Annotated in this window: 17 protein-coding genes, 1 tRNA gene and 1 riboswitch; of the genes, 7 read left to right on the forward strand and 11 right to left on the reverse strand. The window is 68.4% G+C overall.

Annotation, left to right across the window (positions count from 1 at the left end):
- Positions 1-175: 175 nt before the first annotated feature.
- The 7 genes from BLW83_RS09080 (at position 176) to BLW83_RS09110 (ending at position 5114) form a co-directional block, all read left to right on the forward strand.
- On the forward strand, positions 176-352 hold the full coding sequence (locus BLW83_RS09080) for a helix-turn-helix transcriptional regulator (protein ID WP_245728745.1): 177 nt from the start codon (positions 176-178) through the stop codon (positions 350-352).
- 111 nt (positions 353-463) lie between these two features.
- Positions 464-811: a winged helix domain-containing protein gene (locus tag BLW83_RS09085; protein ID WP_218139107.1), complete on the forward strand. Its 348-nt coding sequence runs from the start codon at positions 464-466 to the stop codon at positions 809-811.
- 150 nt (positions 812-961) lie between these two features.
- The gene (locus tag BLW83_RS09090) at positions 962-1783 is read left to right on the forward strand and encodes a DUF7146 domain-containing protein (RefSeq protein ID WP_245728747.1); all 822 of its coding nucleotides are present in this window, start codon (positions 962-964) and stop codon (positions 1781-1783) included.
- Between the two features lie 5 nt (positions 1784-1788).
- Positions 1789-3288 (forward strand): YfjI family protein, encoded by a 1500-nt coding sequence (locus tag BLW83_RS09095; protein WP_143042799.1) that lies wholly within the window; start codon positions 1789-1791, stop codon positions 3286-3288.
- Between the two features lie 196 nt (positions 3289-3484).
- Positions 3485-3697, forward strand: coding sequence for a hypothetical protein (locus BLW83_RS15820; protein ID WP_090847876.1), 213 nt, complete (start codon positions 3485-3487; stop codon positions 3695-3697).
- Complete coding sequence (locus tag BLW83_RS09105) at positions 3694-4593, forward strand: hypothetical protein (RefSeq protein WP_090847878.1); 900 nt, start codon at positions 3694-3696, stop codon at positions 4591-4593. Before BLW83_RS15820 ends, BLW83_RS09105 begins: the two co-directional genes overlap by 4 nt.
- A complete protein-coding gene (locus BLW83_RS09110) occupies positions 4590-5114 on the forward strand; it encodes a helix-turn-helix domain-containing protein (RefSeq protein WP_177172532.1) in 525 nt (174 codons plus the stop codon). Before BLW83_RS09105 ends, BLW83_RS09110 begins: the two co-directional genes overlap by 4 nt.
- Before the next feature lie 664 nt (positions 5115-5778).
- Here the strand turns inward: BLW83_RS09110 and BLW83_RS09115 are convergent.
- The 11 genes from BLW83_RS09115 to hslO all read right to left on the reverse strand — a co-directional run bounded on the left by BLW83_RS09115 (position 5779) and on the right by hslO (position 18219).
- Positions 5779-5854 (reverse strand) — tRNA-Ala (locus BLW83_RS09115).
- Positions 5855-6171: 317 nt separating this feature from the next.
- A complete protein-coding gene (trxC, locus tag BLW83_RS09120; protein ID WP_342707515.1) occupies positions 6172-6594 on the reverse strand; it encodes a thioredoxin TrxC in 423 nt (140 codons plus the stop codon).
- Positions 6595-6750: 156 nt separating this feature from the next.
- Positions 6751-9585, reverse strand: a complete 2835-nt coding sequence (gene gcvP, locus BLW83_RS09125; RefSeq protein ID WP_090847884.1) for an aminomethyl-transferring glycine dehydrogenase — start codon at positions 9583-9585, stop codon at positions 6751-6753.
- 175 nt (positions 9586-9760) lie between these two features.
- On the reverse strand, positions 9761-10120 hold the full coding sequence (gcvH, locus tag BLW83_RS09130; RefSeq protein ID WP_090847885.1) for a glycine cleavage system protein GcvH: 360 nt from the start codon (positions 10118-10120) through the stop codon (positions 9761-9763).
- Between the two features lie 18 nt (positions 10121-10138).
- Positions 10139-11239, reverse strand: coding sequence for a glycine cleavage system aminomethyltransferase GcvT (gene gcvT / locus BLW83_RS09135; protein WP_090847887.1), 1101 nt, complete (start codon positions 11237-11239; stop codon positions 10139-10141).
- A gap of 125 nt (positions 11240-11364) precedes the next feature.
- Positions 11365-11453: riboswitch (glycine riboswitch) on the reverse strand.
- 160 nt (positions 11454-11613) lie between these two features.
- Positions 11614-12132 (reverse strand): L,D-transpeptidase family protein, encoded by a 519-nt coding sequence (locus BLW83_RS09140; RefSeq protein WP_090847889.1) that lies wholly within the window; start codon positions 12130-12132, stop codon positions 11614-11616.
- Positions 12133-12223: 91 nt separating this feature from the next.
- Positions 12224-13459, reverse strand: a complete 1236-nt coding sequence (locus tag BLW83_RS09145) for a class I SAM-dependent RNA methyltransferase (protein WP_090847891.1) — start codon at positions 13457-13459, stop codon at positions 12224-12226.
- Positions 13456-15348 (reverse strand): ABC transporter ATP-binding protein, encoded by a 1893-nt coding sequence (locus tag BLW83_RS09150; RefSeq protein ID WP_090847893.1) that lies wholly within the window; start codon positions 15346-15348, stop codon positions 13456-13458. The genes BLW83_RS09145 and BLW83_RS09150 overlap by 4 nt, the downstream gene beginning before the upstream one ends.
- The gene (locus BLW83_RS09155) at positions 15345-16556 is read right to left on the reverse strand and encodes a CCA tRNA nucleotidyltransferase (protein ID WP_090847895.1); all 1212 of its coding nucleotides are present in this window, start codon (positions 16554-16556) and stop codon (positions 15345-15347) included. The genes BLW83_RS09150 and BLW83_RS09155 overlap by 4 nt, the downstream gene beginning before the upstream one ends.
- The gene (locus BLW83_RS09160) at positions 16553-17179 is read right to left on the reverse strand and encodes an NUDIX hydrolase (RefSeq protein WP_090847897.1); all 627 of its coding nucleotides are present in this window, start codon (positions 17177-17179) and stop codon (positions 16553-16555) included. Before BLW83_RS09160 ends, BLW83_RS09155 begins: the two co-directional genes overlap by 4 nt.
- Positions 17179-18219, reverse strand: a complete 1041-nt coding sequence (gene hslO / locus BLW83_RS09165; protein ID WP_090847899.1) for an Hsp33 family molecular chaperone HslO — start codon at positions 18217-18219, stop codon at positions 17179-17181. The genes BLW83_RS09160 and hslO overlap by 1 nt, the downstream gene beginning before the upstream one ends.
- Between the last annotated feature and the right edge of the window lie 42 nt (positions 18220-18261).

The raw sequence follows: 18261 nt of genomic DNA on the forward strand, positions 1-18261 counted from the left end.
CTGTGAACACCTTGCCGGGTGCCACAGGGCCGGGGTTGGAAAGACTTTGAGACGGTCCCTTCCAGCCCCTTCCTGACAAAAAACATGGCCGCCTGGCAACCTGATTTATCCACGATGGATGAACAGCCGGGCGACCCCGAACAGGAACTAAAGGGGTTTTCCCATGGGTTACAGAATGTTGCGCCTTCCCGACGTGGTGCAGGCAACCGGCCTTGGCCGTTCGACCATCTACGCAAAGATTGCTGCCGGTGAGTTTCCGGCCCCCGTGAAGCTGGGGGCGCGGGCTGTCGCCTGGCCGGAATCGGCAATTGCGGAATGGCTGGCGAACCGCCCGAGCGCGCGCGCTGCCTGAAACGAAACACCGCCGCCCGGACAGGGGGCGACGGCGCTATTCGTTACGGCGGTTCTGATGCCCTGACCTATAGCGTCAGCCCCCCTTGCCCGCAAGGCGAGGGACACGACCATGAAATCGAAACACCACTGGCCCGCACGGGCTTTCACCATCCGCAACGTGGGCGATGCCCCTTGCGAGATTGTCACCAAGGGCCGCGACCGCTGGGCGCTTGAGGCGCTGATTGCGGCAGGCCCAAAAGGCTGCACCCCTTACCGCAACCCCGCCGCCCCGCGCTGGGCAGCCTATGTCCACAACCTGCGCGGCCTGGGCGTGGCAATCGACACCATCACCGAAGCGCATGGCGGCCCGTTCGCCGGGCATCATGCCCGCTATGTGCTGGCCTGCAATGTCACGGCAGGCCGTGAAGCCTTCGACCATTCCGCCGGGACAGGTGGCATGAAAGGCGGTGCGCTGTGATGGCGCTGCGCATTGCCCTGCTGATGCAGCGTTACGGGCTGGATGCCGACCGCGCCACGATGCTGGCGGCGCTTGTCTGGGGGTGCGGTCATGACTGATGCCCGCACCCTGACCCTTGCCCTTCGCGGCAAATGGTATCGAGGCTATGGCGTGGCCCGCTGCCCGGCCCATGGCGACCGCAAGCCTTCCCTGACCCTTCGCGATGGCGAAAAGGGATTGCTCGTCAAGTGTCACAGCGGCTGCGATTGGCGCGACGTGAAAGAGGCTCTGCGCGGTCTGGGGTTGGTCGAGGGCCGGGGCAGTTTCACCCCGCCGAACCCGTCCGAGATAGCCCGCCGCCGGGCCGAGGATGAAGCCGAGGCCGTGAAGCGTGAGCGGCAGGCGCTGGCTGTCTGGTCCGAGGCGCTGCCCGTTCAAGGCACGATTGCAGAAACCTATCTGCGGGGGCGGGGCATCACCTGTCCCCTGCCGGGCAGCCTGCGCTTTCATCCCCAGTGCTGGCACGCATCCGCCAAGCGCCTGCCTGCCCTGGTGGCGCGCGTGGACGGGCTGCCACGCCTTGCCGTGCATCGGACCTATCTGCGCCAGGACGGGACCGGCAAGGCCGATGTGGACCCGCCAAAGGCGATGCTGGGGGCGGCGCTGGGCGGCGCTGTGCGACTCGCTGAGAGGCAAGGGCCGCTGGTGGTGGCCGAGGGTATCGAAACCGCCTTGAGCCTGCCCAGCGGCTTGCTGCGCGGCCCTGCGACCGTCTGGGCGGCACTGTCTGCCGCAGGCATGGCCGGGCTGCGCCTGCCGGACGGTATCCCGCACAAGCTGACCATTGCCCCGGACGGTGACACGGCAGGACGTGAAGCCGCGCACAAGCTGGCCGAACGCGCGTCCGCGCTGGGCTGGTCTGTCAGCCTGCTACCTGCCCCGGATGGCCGGGACTGGAACGATATTCTCATGCTGAAAGGGGCCATGTCGTGAACGCGATGCCCGAAACAATCCCCTTCATCACCGAAGGCCCGCAGCCCCTCTTGCGGGAAATCCCGCCGGGGCAACCCTATCCCGTTCACGCGCTGGGGCCGCTGCAAGCGGCGGTGCAGGCCGTGCAGGGCATGACGCAGGCCCCCATCGCTATTCCTGCGCAAAGTGCCCTTGCGGTGGCGTCCCTCGCGGTGCAGGGCTTCGCGGATGTGGAGACGCTGGGCGGGGTCCGCCCGTTGTCGCTCTACGCCCTGACCATCGCCCGCAGCGGCGAACGGAAATCGACCTGTGACGCGCTGCTGATACAGGGCTTGCGCGACCACGAGCGCGAGGAAGCCGCCCAGCACCGCGAGGATATGAAGGCCTGGCAGACCCGGCACGCGCTTTGGAAGGTGCAGCACGACGCGGCAATCAATTCCGTGAAAAGGACAGGCAAGACCGGCAAGACCCAGACCGAAGCCGAGGCCGACCTTCATGCGCTGGGCGATGAACCCGCCGCGCCCCCGTCGCCCGACCGCACGGTGACAGAGCCGACCTATGAGGGGCTGACCCGCAAGTTTGCCGAGGGGATGCCGAGCCTTGGCATTTATTCGGATGAAGGCGGGCAGTTCCTGGGCGGCTTCGCCATGTCGAGCGATAACCGGCAAAAGACCCTCGCCGCACTGAATGACCTTTGGCAGGGCAACCCCATTCGCCGGACACGGCAGGGCGAGGGCAGTTTCACGCTCTATGGCCGCAGGCTGGCCGTGCATCTCATGGTTCAACCGGGTGTAGCGCGGGACTTCATGGCCGACCCCAAGGCCGATGATACCGGCTTTCTGCCGCGCTTTCTGGTCACTGAACCGCCCAGCACCATCGGCACAAGGCTTCACAGCCTGGCCCGTGACGGGAGGGGGCCGGTGGATGCCTTCGCGGCGCGGCTGGGGGCAATCCTGCGAACGTCGCTGCCGATGGATCCTGACAGCCGTGCGCTGGAGCCGCGATTCCTGCCGCTGGCCCCGGATGCGCGCGCGCTGCTGACAGAATACGCCGATGCCGTGGAGGTCGCCCAGCGCCCCAGTGCAGCCATGTCGGGTGTGACCGGCTATGCGTCCAAGGCGGCGGAACAGGCTTGCCGCATCGCGGGGGTGCTGACGCTGTGGCGCGACCTGAACGCCCCGGCGGTGGATGCCGAGGATATGGCCTGCGCAATCGAGCTTGCCAGCTTCTACCTGTCCGAGGCGCTGCGGCTGGCCGATGCCGCGAAGGTCAGCGAGGAAACCGACCGGGCCGAGCGGCTGCGGCAATGGCTGGTCGAGGAATGGCCGCACCCCGAGGTAATGACCCGCGACGTGGTGCAGAAAGCCCCCATCCGGGCACTGCGCGAAACCAAGGCCGCAGCCGCTGCGCTGGGCACGCTGGAACGGCATGGCTGGGTTGTGGCCCTGCCTGCCGGGACCGTGGTTCGAGGGGCGGCCCGTTCGACCGCCTGGCGGATCGTGAAAGGGGGCTGCGATGCTGTTTGACCCACGCGCCGCGCTGGCCCGTATCCGCGCCGCTGGCCCTGTTCAAAAAACACAGCCGGACCCGCCACCCCGTGCTACACGTGCTACATATGCTACACAGCACCCCCCAGCCCCCGCCCATGTAGCACAAGTAGCACGTGTAGCACGCCCCCAGCCTTCCAAGCTGAAAATCGCAGCCCCTGTCGCCGGTGCTGTTGTGCTGCCCCTTCACGGCCCCGACACGCCCAGCGCCGCGCGTTCCATGATGCGGCTGGACTGGTCCGGGGAATGGGTGAGCCGGGACCGCTGGGACAGCATGTCCGACCTTGAACGGCACGGCCCGCAAGGGCGGCTGTTCTGCGGCAAGTGCTGGCGCTACCGCGACCGCGACACGGCGCTTGCCTGCCTGGAAGGGGAGCCTTGCCAATGACCGCCCGCCGGACCCGCCCGCGCGGCTTCGCGGGCTGGAACCCCCGCCCCGACACGCTGGCCCTTGTGGCGCAGGTGCGCGCGGTGCTGGATGAATATGCCGCCCATCTGCCCCTGACCGTGCGGCAGGTGTTCTATCGCCTGGTCGGTTCGAGGGGCTACGACAAGACAGAACGCGCCTATGCGCGATTGTGCGAAACCGTAGGCCGCGCCCGCCGGGCGGGGATGTTGCCCTTCGCGGCCTTCCGCGACGATGGCGGTAGCCGCCACGGGGGCGATGGCTACGACAGCCCTGCCGCGTTCCTGCGGGGGCTGCGCTGGCAGGCCGAGGGGTTCACCCTGGACCGGCAACAGGGGCAGCCGCTGCGCCTGTGGCTGCTGTGCGAGGCCGCAGGCATGGCCCCGATGCTGTCCCGCACCGCCGATGCCTATGGGGTGCCGGTGCTGTCATCGGGCGGGTTCGACAGCCTGACCGCGAAGCACGACCTGGCCCGCGAGTTGGCCCGCGTCACACAGGGCGGGCAGAGGGCCGAGGTGCTGCACATTGGCGACCTGGACCCGAGCGGCGTTCACCTGTTCACGGCGCTGGCCGAGGATGTGGGGGCAATGTGCAACGCGCTGGATTGCGAAAGCGCCCCACGCTTTACCCGCCTTGCCGTGACCCCGGCGCAGGCCGAAGCAATGGACCTGCCCAGCGCACCGCCCAAGGCGACCGACCGCCGCGCCTTCACGGGCGAGACGGTGCAGGCCGAGGCTATCCCGCCTGACATGCTGTCCGCCCTGGTGCGGGACGCAATCGAGGCCCGGCAGGATGGGGACACGCTGCGCGCGGTGCTGGACCGGGAAGCGCAAGCACGGGGCGACCTGGTGGAATGGCTGGAAAGGATGGCGGGATGAAGCATAACGGACCCGCAGGGGCGGAGCTGGCCGCCCGCCGCAAGGCCGCCGGGCTGACCCAGCGCCAGCTTGCCAAGGCGGCAGGGGTAGGCCGAACAGCGGTGCAGTATTGGGAGGCTGCGCCCCATCTGGACCCGCGCGGCTGGGCCGTGGGGCGCATGGCCGAGGCGCTGGGCTGGCATGTCAATGGCCCGGTTTGCTGCACGGTATCGCGCCCGCGCGGGGATGAAGTGTTATCCCCCTTCGCGGCAATAGACGCATGGGCCGCCGCCCAGCTTGCCGCATATCGTGAACGTGAAGCCGCCCGAGCCGCCCGCCGCCGGGTTGTCTGTGGCGCAAAGACCCGCAAGGGCACGCCCTGCCGCAACAAGAGCGAGCCGGGCAAGCGCCGCTGCAAGTTTCACGGTGGCATGTCCACGGGCGCGCGCACCCCCGAGGGCATTGAACGTATCCGCGAAGCCCAGCGCCGCCGCTGGGCGCGGCACAAGGCAGCCCCGCAAGCCACAGGGCCGGAAAGCTGATTCAGCCCTGCCCGGCTGCATTGCGACACACTACGCGCGCGATACGGGCTGTTAGAGGCCCTTCCCCTTCATGGGGTGCAAGCCGCACCCTCTAAAGTAGGGCGATTTACTGGCGCGAGGCGAGCCGGGGACTTGATAAACAAACAAGAGAATAACGGGCGCATGGGGTGATGCCCGGATGCCCGATTATCCAACGCCAGAAAATCAGGCGGGGAACAGTCTGTGCGCCAAGGGGTGCCCGGGGCTGGCCGCCAGTTCCGCGACGCCGAACGCCGCGCTTTTCCTGAATTGCAGACCCGTGAAGCCAGAGGGGCATCGGTCCCCGGCGGGGCGGTGCCGGGCTTCATACACCCCCAGGACAGACTGCCTTGCATCTATCATTGTTCACTGTTTGTTCCGGGTATCTTATTAGGCGAGCGGGGGGGTATGGGAAAGCTGGCGGCTGCCGTCACGGGGACCGACGCCCCCAAGGCTTTGTCAAAAACCGCGACAAATAACCCGGCCCGAGCGCAAGGGCGGTGCAGGAGCCTGGCATTGTCATTCATCCGGCAACGTTCCGTAAAATCCGCCCCCATCCGGCGCGCCCTGTGGGATAAATTGTGGGATAGCGCCCATATGGCCTAACCCTAGAGCCTTGTTTTCACAGAAAAATCTAAAGGAAGTTTGGTGGAGCCGAGGGGAATCGAACCCCTGGCCTCATCATTGCGAACGATGCGCTCTACCAACTGAGCTACGGCCCCACAGGCGCGCTATCTGGCGCACGGCAGGGGCCTTGTCAAGCGTCTGCCTTTCACTGCGACCCGGGGGCTTTCCGCCCCCGCACCCCCGAGGATATTTTCACACCAAAGACGCCCGGCCGTTAACCAGACGTCAAGGAATCGCTGCTATAAGGCAAGGGCGGTACAGGCGGGGACGCCGATGACCGCCACCGAAGACGCCACTGTCCGCGGGGCCTTGTGCCGGCGCGGACAGTGTGCGGCGCGGCCCGTCTTTGGTGCCCAAATATCCCCGCCGGAGGCATCGCCGGAACGGCGATAACAACGCGCCGCCGCAGCGGTCAGCCCTGCTGGCGCACCCAGTCCGCCAATTGCCCTGCCGGACGGGCGCCGGAAAGACGGGCGCGCTCACGCCCGTCGCGGAACAGGATAAAGGCGGGGATGCCGCGAATATTCCAGCGCACCGTGGCATCCGGGTTGCGCTCGGTGTCGATCTTGGCCAGCCGGGCCTGACCCTTCAGCAGGGCGGCGGCCTTTTCGAATTCGGGTGCCATCATCCGGCAGGGACCGCACCACGGCGCCCAGTAATCGACAAGCAGCGGCAGGTCGTCGGATTTCGCCGCTTTTTCCAGGGTGCTGAAATCCACTGCAACCGGCTTTGCCGGCAGCAACGCCGCCCCGCAGATCCCGCATTTCGGACCCGAATCGAGCCGGTCTTGCGGGACGCGGTTGATCTGGCCGCAACTCAGACAGGTAATTTTCAACGCACCCTCAGAATATATTCAGCAAATACAAAAGAATAATGACGACGACCGGCACGCCCAGCAGCCACGCAATGATTCCTTTCATGGTATCCCCTTTCCCGGGCAAAAGTCAGGAGGGAACGTCGCCCCGGCCCCACAGGTTCCGGGCCGGAACAGCTATCCGTCGGATTCCACGTAAGATTCCACCGGCGGACAGGTGCAGATCAGATTGCGGTCGCCATGCACGTTGTCCACCCGCCCAACCGGAGGCCAGTATTTGTCCACCCGGAACGCACCGGGCGGGAAACAGCCCTGTTCGCGCGAATAGGGGCGGTCCCAGTCGGCGACCAGATCCTCGACCGTGTGAGGGGCGTGGCGCAGCGGGCTGTCCTCGGCGGCGATGCGGCCATCGGCGACCTCGGTAATCTCGTCGCGAATCGCCAGCATCGCGGTGATGAAGCGGTCCAGCTCGGCCTTGGTTTCGGATTCCGTCGGCTCGACCATCAGCGTGCCGGGGACCGGCCAGCTCATCGTGGGGGCATGAAAACCGTTGTCGATCAGGCGCTTGGCGATGTCGTCAACGGTGACGCCGTGGTCCGCGAACACCCGCGTGTCCAGGATACATTCATGCGCGACCCGGCCGCGGTTGCCCATGAACAGCACCGGGTAAGCATTGCTTAACCGGCTGGCGATATAGTTGGCGTTGAGAATCGCCACCCGCGTCGCCTGGGTCAGCCCGGCCCCGCCCATCATCAGGATATAGGCCCATGAAATCAGCAGGATCGAGGCAGAGCCCCAGGGCGCCGCCGACACCGCGCCTTCGCCCAGACGCGGATCCGCGGGCAGATGGGGCGCCAGATGCGCCTTGACCCCGATCGGCCCCATGCCGGGCCCGCCGCCGCCATGCGGAATCGCAAAAGTTTTATGCAGATTCAGATGGCTGACGTCGCCGCCGATCTCGCCGGGTTTCACCAGCCCGACCAGCGCGTTCATATTGGCGCCGTCGATATAGACCTGCCCGCCGTGGTCGTGGGTGATGCGGCAGACCTCGCGCACCGTGTCCTCGAACACCCCGTGGGTCGAGGGATAGGTGATCATCACCGCCGCCAGCCGGTCGCCGGCCTTGGCCGCCTTGTCGGTGAAATCCTCAAGGTCGATGTCGCCGTTGGGGGCGGATTTCACCACCACCACCTTCATCCCCGCCATCTGCGCACTGGCCGGGTTGGTGCCGTGGGCGCTGGTTGGAATCAGGCAGATGTCGCGGTCCTCGCCGCGCGACTTGTGCCAGGCGGCGATGGTCAGCAGGCCAGCATATTCCCCCTGCGCGCCGCTGTTGGGTTGCAGGGAAAACGCGTCATAGCCGGTGATTTCGCACAGTTTCGCGGTCAGGTCGGCGAACATGCGATGATAGCCCGCCGCCTGCGGCTCGGGCGCAAAGGGGTGCAGCGCGCCGAATTCCGGCCAGGTCAGCGGCATCATCTCGGCCGCGGCATTCAGCTTCATCGTGCAGGATCCCAGCGGGATCATCGCCCGGTCCAGCGCCAGGTCGCGGTCGGACAGGCGACGCATATAGCGCATCATCTCGGATTCCGCCCGGTTCATCTGGAACACCGGATGGGTCAGAAAATCGCTGTCCCGCAGCAGCTCGTCGGGAATGGCGGGCGCAGTGGCGGGCGTGGCGGGATCCGAGATCCCGAACGCATCCAGCACAAGCGCGATCACGCCCGCGTCGGTGGTCTCGTCCACGCTGATCCCCACCCGGTCGCGGCCGACGCGGCGCAGGTTGATGCCGCGTTGTTCGGCGGCGGCAAGAATCCCGGCCTGCCCCACCCCCACGCGCACGGTGATGGTGTCGAAAAACGCCTCGGGTGCGACCTCGGCCCCCGCCTCGCGCAGCGCACGGGCCAGCGTCACCGCGTTCAGATGCACCCGCTGCGCAATGGCGCGCAGGCCCACGGGGCCGTGGAACACCGCATAGAACGACGCCATCACCGCCAGCAGCGCCTGCGCCGTGCAGACGTTCGAGGTCGCCTTTTCCCGGCGGATATGCTGTTCACGCGTTTGCAGGGCCAGCCGATATGCCTGCCGCCCGGCCGAATCGATCGACACGCCCACGATCCGCCCCGGCATCGCCCGCTTCATCTCGTCGCGGCAGGACATGAAGCCGGCGTGCGGTCCGCCATAACCCATCGGCACCCCGAACCGCTGGGCCGAGCCCACGCAGATATCGGCGCCCATCGCGGCCGGTTCCTTCAGCAGGCACAGCGCCAGCAGGTCGGTCGCCACCACCGCCACCGCGCCGGCATCATGCAGCGCCGCGCAATCGGCGGTCAGGTCGCGGACATGGCCGAAAGTGCCGGGATACTGGAAAATCGCCCCGAACACCTTGGACGGATCGCAGTCGCCCGGCTGGCCGAGGATGATCTGAATCCCAAGGGGCGCGGCGCGGGTCTCGATCACGCTGATGGTCTGCGGGTGCAGGTGTTCGCTGACAAAAAACGCGCGCGCCTTGGATTTCGCCACCCTCTGCGCCATCGCCATCGCCTCGGCCGCTGCGGTGGCCTCGTCCAGCAGGCTGGCGTTGGCCACGGGCAGCCCGGTCAGATCGGCGACCATGGTCTGGTAGTTCAGCAGCGCCTCAAGCCGGCCTTGCGCGATTTCCGGCTGATAGGGGGTGTAGGCCGTATACCACGCCGGGTTTTCCAGGATGTTGCGCTGGATCGCCGGCGGCGTGACGGTGCCGTAATACCCCTGTCCGATCAGGCTGGTCATCACGCGGTTCTGCCCCGCCACCTCGCGCATCAGCGCCAGCAGCTCGCGTTCGGACAGCGCCGGCCAGTCCAGCGGCGTCTGCTGCCGGATCGACTGCGGAACCGTCTGCTCGATCAGATGGTCAAGACTGTCCGCCCCCACCGCCCGCAACATCTCGGCCATCTCGGCCGGCGAGGGGCCGATGTGGCGGCGGTTGGCGAAATCATCGGGGTCGTAAGAGGTGGGGTTCCAGCGGCTCATGTATCACTCGTGCAGACGGGCCAGCGGCCGGTTCGATCACGGCGGGCACCTTGGCGCCCGCCCTTTCTTCCTTGTTAAAATATCCTGGGCTTTCAAGCGCCTGGAAATCAGCCCGCCGGACTGATTCAGCAAGAAAGTGGCAAAGCCCAAGGGGGCCGCGCCCCGGTCCAACGGTTCAGCCGACCAGCGCCTGATAGGCGGCATCGTCCAGAAAACCGTCCAGCGTCACGCCCTCGGCCGGCTTGATGCGGAAAAACCAGGCCGCCAGCGCATCCTCGTTCACGTCGCCCGGAGCATCGGCCAGCGCCTCGTTCACCGCGGTGATCACCCCGGCAATCGGGGCCACAATGTCCGATGCGGCCTTGACCGATTCGATCACCACGATCTCTTCGCCGGCCTCGACCTCGCGCCCGACCTCGGGCAGCTCGATGAATACCACGTCGCCCAGCTGCTCGCTGGCATGGGGGGTGATGCCGACGACGATCTCGTCGCCATCCGCGCGCAGCCATTCGTGGTCTTCAGTGTATTTCAGCATGTCTCGCCTCGGGTTGGATCAGCGTTTGTAGGTGGTCTTGACAAAGGGCATGGGCACGACGCGCAGCTGTTGCCGCTTGCCGCGCAGCTCGGCATAAAGCGTGGCGCCATCGGCAATTTCACAGGGCAGCGTCGCCATCGCGACCGGCCCCCCGACCGAGGGACCAAAGCCCCCCGAGGTGACATGGCCCAGCGGCTCGCCGCCCTCGGCCTGGGCAAAAATCGCCACGCCCTCGCGGATCGGGGCGCGACCCTCGGGCATCACCCCGCGGCGGGAACGCCCGGCCGCACCCAGTTCCGGCAGGATCACATCGGCGCCGGGGAACCCGCCCGCCCGCGCCCCGCCCGCGCGGCGAGCCTTGGGGATGGCAAAGCCGATCCCCGCCTGCGCCGGGGTCACATCCTCACCCATGTCGTTGCCGTAAAGCGGCAGCCCTGCCTCGAGCCGCAGCGAATCGCGCGCGCCCAGCCCCACGGGCGCCACCTCGTCCAGCGCCAGCAGGGCACGGGCGAAATCGGCGGCGCGATCCTCGCGCAGGCTGATCTCGAACCCGTCCTCGCCGGTATAGCCCGAGCGGCTGACCCACAGCCGCGCCCCGTCCCATTCCAGATCCGCCACATCCATGAAACGCATCTCGGCCACCCCACCCACCAGCGAGGCCAGCGCCGATTCCGCCGCCGGCCCCTGCAAGGCCAGCAGCGCGCGGTCGCCAACCACCTCGGGGTGCAGCCCGTGGGCGGCCAGATGCGCGATGTCCTTGTCGGCGCAGGCTGCGTTCACCACCAGCAACAGGTGGTCGCCCTTGTTGGCGATCATCAGGTCGTCGATGATCCCGCCGCGCTCGTTGGTGAACAGCCCGTAACGCTGCCGGCCGGGGGCGAGACCCGCAATATCGGCGGGCACCAGCCGCTCCAGCGCATCGACAACACCGGGGCCGCGCAGGATCAGCTGGCCCATGTGGCTGACGTCGAACAGCCCGGCGGCGGCGCGGGTGTGCTGGTGCTCGCCCAGCACGCCCAGCGGATACTGCACCGGCATTTCCCAGCCGGCATAGGGCACCATGCGGGCGCCCAGTTCGATATGCAGGTCGTAAAGCGGCGTCCGGCGCAGCTCGGTCATGGCATCCCCCTTGGCGGCCAGCGGCCGCGTGTCGATGCCCCCTCTGTCCCTGCCCCGGTCAAGGACCGCGGGGCGCCTGAGATCGTTATCCCTTCGGCGGGCCGGACGGCCGCTCTTCAGAGTTTTATGCGGAAACGGTCTTTTTGCCTGAGAGTTTACCGGGGCGGTTGCTCCTTCGGCCCTGGCCTGCGCCAGCGTCTCCCGATTTCCACGACTTTGGTATCAGTCGAACTGCCGCTGTGGCAAGGTTTTTTTAGGCGCCCCGCCGCACGCCGGCCCCGCGGCGCGCCACCGCCAAGGGGCTTCTTTCTGGCCCAAATACCCGATTCGGGGCGCCAAAGGGGACTGCCGCGCCGCAGCCCCCGGCCGGGCGCTTACGGATAGATCACGATCGGAACCCCGACCCGCACCATGGAAAAGATCTCTTCCATCTCGTTGTCGTTCACGGCGATGCAGCCGGCGGTCCAGTCGCGCGCCTTTTGCTGGCGCCCCCATGGGCCGCGGCCGTGGATCATGATGTCCCCGCCCGGCGGCTGGCCCAGCAGCATGGCGCGGTCGCGGTCGTCCTGTTGCGGATAGGACACGCCCAGCGACAGGTGATACAGGCTGTTGGGGTTCTGGCGGTCGATGTAATACACGCCCTCGGGGGTGCGGCCGTCGCCCTCGAACTGCTTGTGGCCGACCGGCTGGAACCCCAGCCCGACGTCGTATTCCTTGATCGCCTTGCTGCCGCTCAGCAGATACATCTTCCGCTCGCCCTTCTTGACCATGATCTGCGTCACGGGCGGTCCGTCATAGCTGCGGAATTTGCCTTGTTGTTGCGGCTTGGACGAGCAGGCGGCAAGGCCGCCAAGCGCCGCCAGCGCAATGAAACTGCGTCGTGTGGTTTTCATCACTGCCCCAGATTCGCTTTGTGCGAGTTATTGGTTCAGTGAATACCACGGCCGGCGATTTTCCGCCAACGACAACTCGTCGCAATTTTCACTATCCTGACGGCTGCTGTCGCGAGAATGACGCAGTCAGTTCCACATGCGGCGACCAGCGGAACTGGTCCACCACCCCCACCGGGCCCATCGCATAGCCGCCCCCGATCAGCCGCCGCGCGTCGCGGGCAAAGGTGACCGGATCGCAGCTGACCCAGGCGACCAGCGGCACCGAGGATTCGGCCAGCGCCGCCGCCTGCGCCGCCGCCCCTGTCCGCGGCGGGTCGATCACCACCGCGTCGAACCGGGCCAGCTCGTCGGGCAGCAATGGGCGGCGGGCAAGATCCCGGGTCTCGGTCGTCACCCGGCGCAGCCCCTGCGCCCCACGCCAGCCCGCATCCAGCGCGGCCAGCGGCGCGGGCAGCCCCTCGACCGCATGGACCTCGGCCCGCTCGGCCAGCGGCAGGGTGAACGTGCCCGCCCCGGCAAACAGATCGGCGATTCGCGCCGCATTGCCGACGATGGCGCGGACCGCGGTCAGCAGCGCGGTCTCGCCCTCGGCGGTCGCTTGCAGGAACCCGCCGGGCGGCAGCACAACCCGCGCGGCGCCGAATTGCAGCTCGGGCGGGCGCAGCAGCAGCGGCTCATCGCCCCAGACCAGCCGCGCCCAACCGGCGTCGCGCGCCAGCCCCGCCAGCTGCGCAAGCAGCCCCGCATCCATCGGTTTGCCGCCGCGAACCGCCACGTCCAGCCCGGCGAGCGTCTCGGTCACCGTCAGCGCCAGCTCGGCCGAGCGCGAGCCGCCCATCACCACCAGCCGCCGCAGATCCGGCAACGCCGCCACAATCGCCGGGCGCAGCACCATGCAGTCGGCCAGATCAACCACCACATCCGAGAAACGCCGGTGAAACCCCAGCAACGCGCCCTTTTTCGTGCGTCGCCCCGACAGCACGGCCCGCCGGCGCGAGCGCGGGGGCGAGACATGGGCCAGCACGACCGGCGCCGCGATCCCCTGCGCCGCCAGCGCCGATTCGACGACACCAACCTTCCATCCGGCCACGAATTCATCGCGGCCGTGCATCAACGAACAGCCGCCGCAGGCACGGTAATGCGGACAAGGCGCCGCCACCCGGTCCACCGAGGGCATCACGATCCGCGGCGCGGCGATGCGGCCGCCCTCGGGCTCGCCCTCGATTTCTTCGCCGGGCAGGGTCAGCGGCGCCAGCGCCCGCGCATCCCCCGCAACCGCCACCCCGTCGCCGCGCCTGCCCAGCCGCTCGATACGCCAGCGGGTCATTCGGCGGCGCGACCTTGCGCAGCGGCATGCGCCTGCGCCTCGACCAGGGCATCCTCGTCCGGCTCGGTGCCCAGAAAACCGCCCGACTGCCGGTTCCAATAGCGCGCGTAAAGCCCGCCAAGCGCCAGCAATTCCTCGTGCGAGCCCTGCTCGGCGATGCGGCCCTCGTCCATCACCACGATCCGGTCCATCTCGGCGATGGTGGACAGGCGGTGGGCAATGGCCAGCACGGTCTTGCCGCGCATCACGCGGGCCAGCGAATCCTGCACCTGCGCCTCGACCTCGCTGTCCAGCGCGCTGGTCGCCTCGTCCAGCACCAGGATCGGGGCGTCCTTGATAAAGGCGCGGGCCAGCGCGATGCGCTGGCGCTGCCCGCCCGACAGCTTGACCCCGCGTTCGCCCAGATGCGCGTCGTAACCCGTGCGCCCGGCCGAATCTCGCAACCGCAGGATGAAATCATGCGCCTCGGCCGCGCGGGCGGCGGCGATCATCTCGTCCTCGGTGGCCCCGGGGCGGCCATACAGGATGTTGTCGCGGGCCGAGCGGTTGAACATCGCGGTTTCCTGCGTGACCATGCCGATATTGCGGCGCAGGGATTCCTGCGTGACCGCGCGCACATCGGCGCCGTCCACCAGCACCGCGCCACGTTCCACGTCATGCAGCCGCAACAGCAACGACACCAGCGTCGATTTCCCCGCCCCCGAGGCACCGACGATGCCGATCCGCTCGCCCGGGACGACATGCAGCGACAGATCCTCGATCCCGCCAGAGCCGCGGCCATAGGCAAAACCGACGCGATCATAGACCACATCCCCGCGCAGCCGGCCCACGTCCACCGCGTCGGGCGCATCGACCAGCGTATGCGGAGGGGAAAGCGTCTGCATCCCGTCCTCGACCTCGCCGATGGACCCCCAGATCCCCATCAGCGCCATGCTGACCCAGCCGGTCATCTGCGCCAGCCGCATCGAGATCGCGCCGGCGGCGGCCACATCGCCCGGCGTGGCCGAGCCGTGGCGCCACATCATCACCGTGCCGCCGACCAGCAGCACCGGCAGGAACCCCGCGACCATGGTCAGCGACAGGCGGAACCAGGTGTTCAGCCGGCCAAAGTCGATGGCGCGGTCGCGAAACGTCTCCATCGCGCCCAGCGCCACCTGATCCTCGTAATCGGCGCTGGCGAACAGCTTGACGGTCTTGATGTTGGTGATGGTGTCGACGACCTGCCCGGTAATCATCGCCCGCGCACTGGCCCGCCCCTTGGACTGCGCCCGCACACGCGGCAGGAAAAACCGGATCAGCGCCAGATAGGCCGCCAGCCACACCAGCAGCAGCACCGCCCCCCATGCGCCCACCGACAGCAGATAGATGGCCGAGCCCAGCACCGCGGACAGCGCGAATGTGGCGGTATTGACCATCTCGCTGGCCACGTCGGTGACGGCGCGGGCGGTCTGCATCTGCTTTTGCGCGATGCGCCCGGCGAAATCCTCGTCAAAGAAGGACACCGAATGTCCCATCGTCCAGCGATGCAGCCGCGACAGCACCAGCGGCAGCACATTCGGCCCGATGATCACGTTCGAGGTGGCGGCGGAAAAACCCATGATCGCCGGGCGCAGGATCAGAAAGAACCCAGCGAATGCCGCCGCCAGCCACAGATGCGCGGTGGTCAGCACGCCGCCCGACTGCGCCACCGCATCGACCACCAGCCCCAGCAGCGTGGCCGAGGCGACCTCGGCCGCCCCCGACAGCGCCGAGGCCAGCGCCGCAACCCCCAGCCCGGGCCATGCCCCCGACAACGCCCAGCGGAAAAACGCCAGCAGCGTGCGGGGCGGAGGGCCGTCTGCGGGGCGAAACGCGTCGATCAGCCGCTCGAACGTGGCATGAAATTTCATTCCGCCCCTCCGGTTTCCGCATCGGCCGCGTGCAAGGCCAGCTTGACCAGCGCCGGCCCCGGCAGCCGGAAACCCGATGCGATCCACGCCGCCTCGGCGGCCTTCAGCCCGCGCCCCAGCGCAGGCCCGGCCGCCCGGCCCGCCAGATCGCCGGCCCGCAGCGGAAGAACCTGCCCCGCGGCGAAACGGATCCGCCCAAACCAACCCTCGGACAAGCCCTCACCGCGCGAGGCCCGCAGCAGCGCCAGCTGCACCGCCCGCGCCTCGCCCAGCCGATAGGCCGCCTCGTCCAGCGGCAAGCCCGAACGCAATTCATCCTGCACCCGCGCCTCGGCCCGCGACAGCCGCAAGGCGCCGGCAGCATCGTCGGCCCCCAGCGCCGCCAGCCGCAGCTGCCAGTCCTTCTTCATCACGAAAATATCCTCGGGGGTCCGGGGGCAGACAGCCCCCGGTGCGGCAGTGCCGCCCTGCACCGCCTCCAGCGCAGCCAGCCGCGCGGCATCCGCCCCGGGCAACACCTGCGCCAGCACCTCCGCCGCCTGCATCAGTTCCACCGCCTCGACCGGATCCGGCGCCGACAGCAGCTTGTGCATCTCGGCCCCGATCCGCTCGCGCGAAATCCGCGAAAGCCCGCCCGCGTGGCGGGCGCAGGCGGCCAGCGCCGCGGGGTCGGCGGCGCCCTTGCGGCCATACCAGGCGTGAAAGCGGAAAAACCGCAGGATACGCAGGTAATCCTCGGCGATGCGCTGGTCGGGGTCGCCGACGAAACGCAGCCGGCGCGCGGCCAGATCGACCAGCCCGCCCACCGGGTCGATCACCTCGCCCTCGGCGTCGGCATAAAGCGCGTTGATGGTGAAATCACGGCGCGAGGCGTCGTCCTCAAGCCGGTCCGAAAACGCCACCTCGGCCCGGCGGCCGTCGGTCGCCACGTCGCGGCGAAAACTGGTGACCTCGAAGCCGCGACCGCCTGCCACCACCGTGACCGTGCCGTGGTCGATGCCGGTCGGCACCGGCCTCAGCCCCGCCGCCGCCGCGCGTTCCATCACCACCTGGGGGCGGGCGTCGGTCGCGATGTCGATGTCGCTGACCGGCTGGCCCAGCAGCGCGTTGCGCACCGCGCCCCCCACGATCAGCGCGCGCGAGGGCGCCAGCGCCGCCAGCACAAGCTGCAACGTCGCGTCGCCGGTGATTGACGCGGGCAGCCTCATGTCGCCATCCGGCGGGCCAGCGCCAGCAGCACCCGCGCCGTCGCGCCCCAGATGTAATGCGGGCCATAGGCCGCGACGTGATAGGACCGCCAGTCGCCGCGCCACTGCCGCCGTTCCAGCCGATAGCGTCCGGGGTCGGCGACATGGGCAAAGGGGACGGTGAACACCTCGTCCACCTCGCCCGCCTCGGGGACGGGGGTAAAGGGGCCGCGGATCATCGCCAGCACCGGGAACATGGCGAAGCCGGTGACGGTGCGGTGGGGGGACAGCACGCCCAGAACCTCGACCTGCGCGGGGTCCAGCCCGACCTCTTCATGCGCCTCGCGCAAGGCCGCGGCGACCACATCGGCGTCGCCGGGGTCGACCTTGCCGCCGGGCAGCGCGATCTGGCCGGGGTGGTGGCGCAACCCGCTGGCGCGCTTGGTCAGCACCAGCCGCCCGTCAGCATGGAACGCCGCCAGCACCCCCGCCGGCCGTTCGCCCAGCCCTTGGGGCATCGGCCAGTTCTGGTCGAAATCCGAGGTCGGCCCCACCGCGGACGAGGCCGCCGCGGACAGCGCCGCCCTCAGCCTGTCGCGAATCGCGGGCGCCGGGGCGTGGGTGGGGTCGGGGGGCGGGCGCATCAACCCCGCCCCTCCTCCTGCATCTCGGGCAAGGGGTTGCCCTCGGGGTCCAGCGTCGCCTCGAATCCCAGCGATTCCGGGTCGAATTCGTAATGCGCGCCGCAGAACTGGCAGTCGGCAGTGACGGCGCCGGCCTCGGTGGTCATATGGGCGATGTCCTTGGCCGAATAGATCGACAGCGTGCCGCGCACCCGGTCGGCGGAACAGGAACAGCCGAATTCGACCCGCTGCGGATCGAACACGCGCGGGGTTTCTTCGTGAAACAGCCGCACCAGCAGGTCGGTGGGCGCAACCGAGGGGCCGATCAGCTCGATCGGCTCGACCGTGGACAGCAGGTGGTTGGCGCGGTTCCAGTCCTCGGATTCGGCGCCTTGCAGGATGTCGGCAGCCTCGATCAGCCCGCCCTCGCCCGAGCCGCCCTCGCCCGCGGCGGCGGGTTGTGCAGGCAGGGTCTGCAACATCACGCCGCCCGCGCGCCAGTGCGACGCGGCATCCCCCGCCATCCGGCTTTGCCCGTAGGACAGGGTGAAGGTCGAAGGCAGCTGTTCGGACTGCGCGAAATAGGTCGCGGCGCAGGCGGATAGCGAGCCGCCGGCCAGCGGCGTGATCCCCTGATAGGGCAGGTTCCCCGCGCCCTGGTCGATCAGGATGGCGAAATACCCCTCGCCGATCTGCTCAAAGGGCGGGCGCCCGGACTGGTCGTCGTCCAGCCGCCCGGCGTCGAAACTGGCCCAGCCGCGGATGCGGGCAGGCTCGCCTTCGCCCGGGGGCGCGAAATAATCCGCGGCCAGCGTGCGGATCGCGCCATTGCCGCGCACCTGGATCGACAGTTTCCAGCGCAGCTTGATGGTGGGCCCGATCAGAGCGGCCAGCAGCGCGACCTCGGCCACCAGCGCCGCCACCTGCGGCGGATAATCGTGGCGCGTCAGGATATGGTCCAGCACGCCGTCAAGCCGGGCCACGCGGCCCCGCACCCCGGAACGGTCAAGCTGGAACGGCAGGACCGTATCGTCCCACGCGATCTGGTTGATGCTGGTCATTCTGGCCTTTCGGAAATCATGCGCGCCCCGACGGGCGCGGCG

Source organism: Paracoccus alkenifer (assembly GCF_900108405.1).
Lineage (GTDB): Bacteria > Pseudomonadota > Alphaproteobacteria > Rhodobacterales > Rhodobacteraceae > Paracoccus > Paracoccus alkenifer.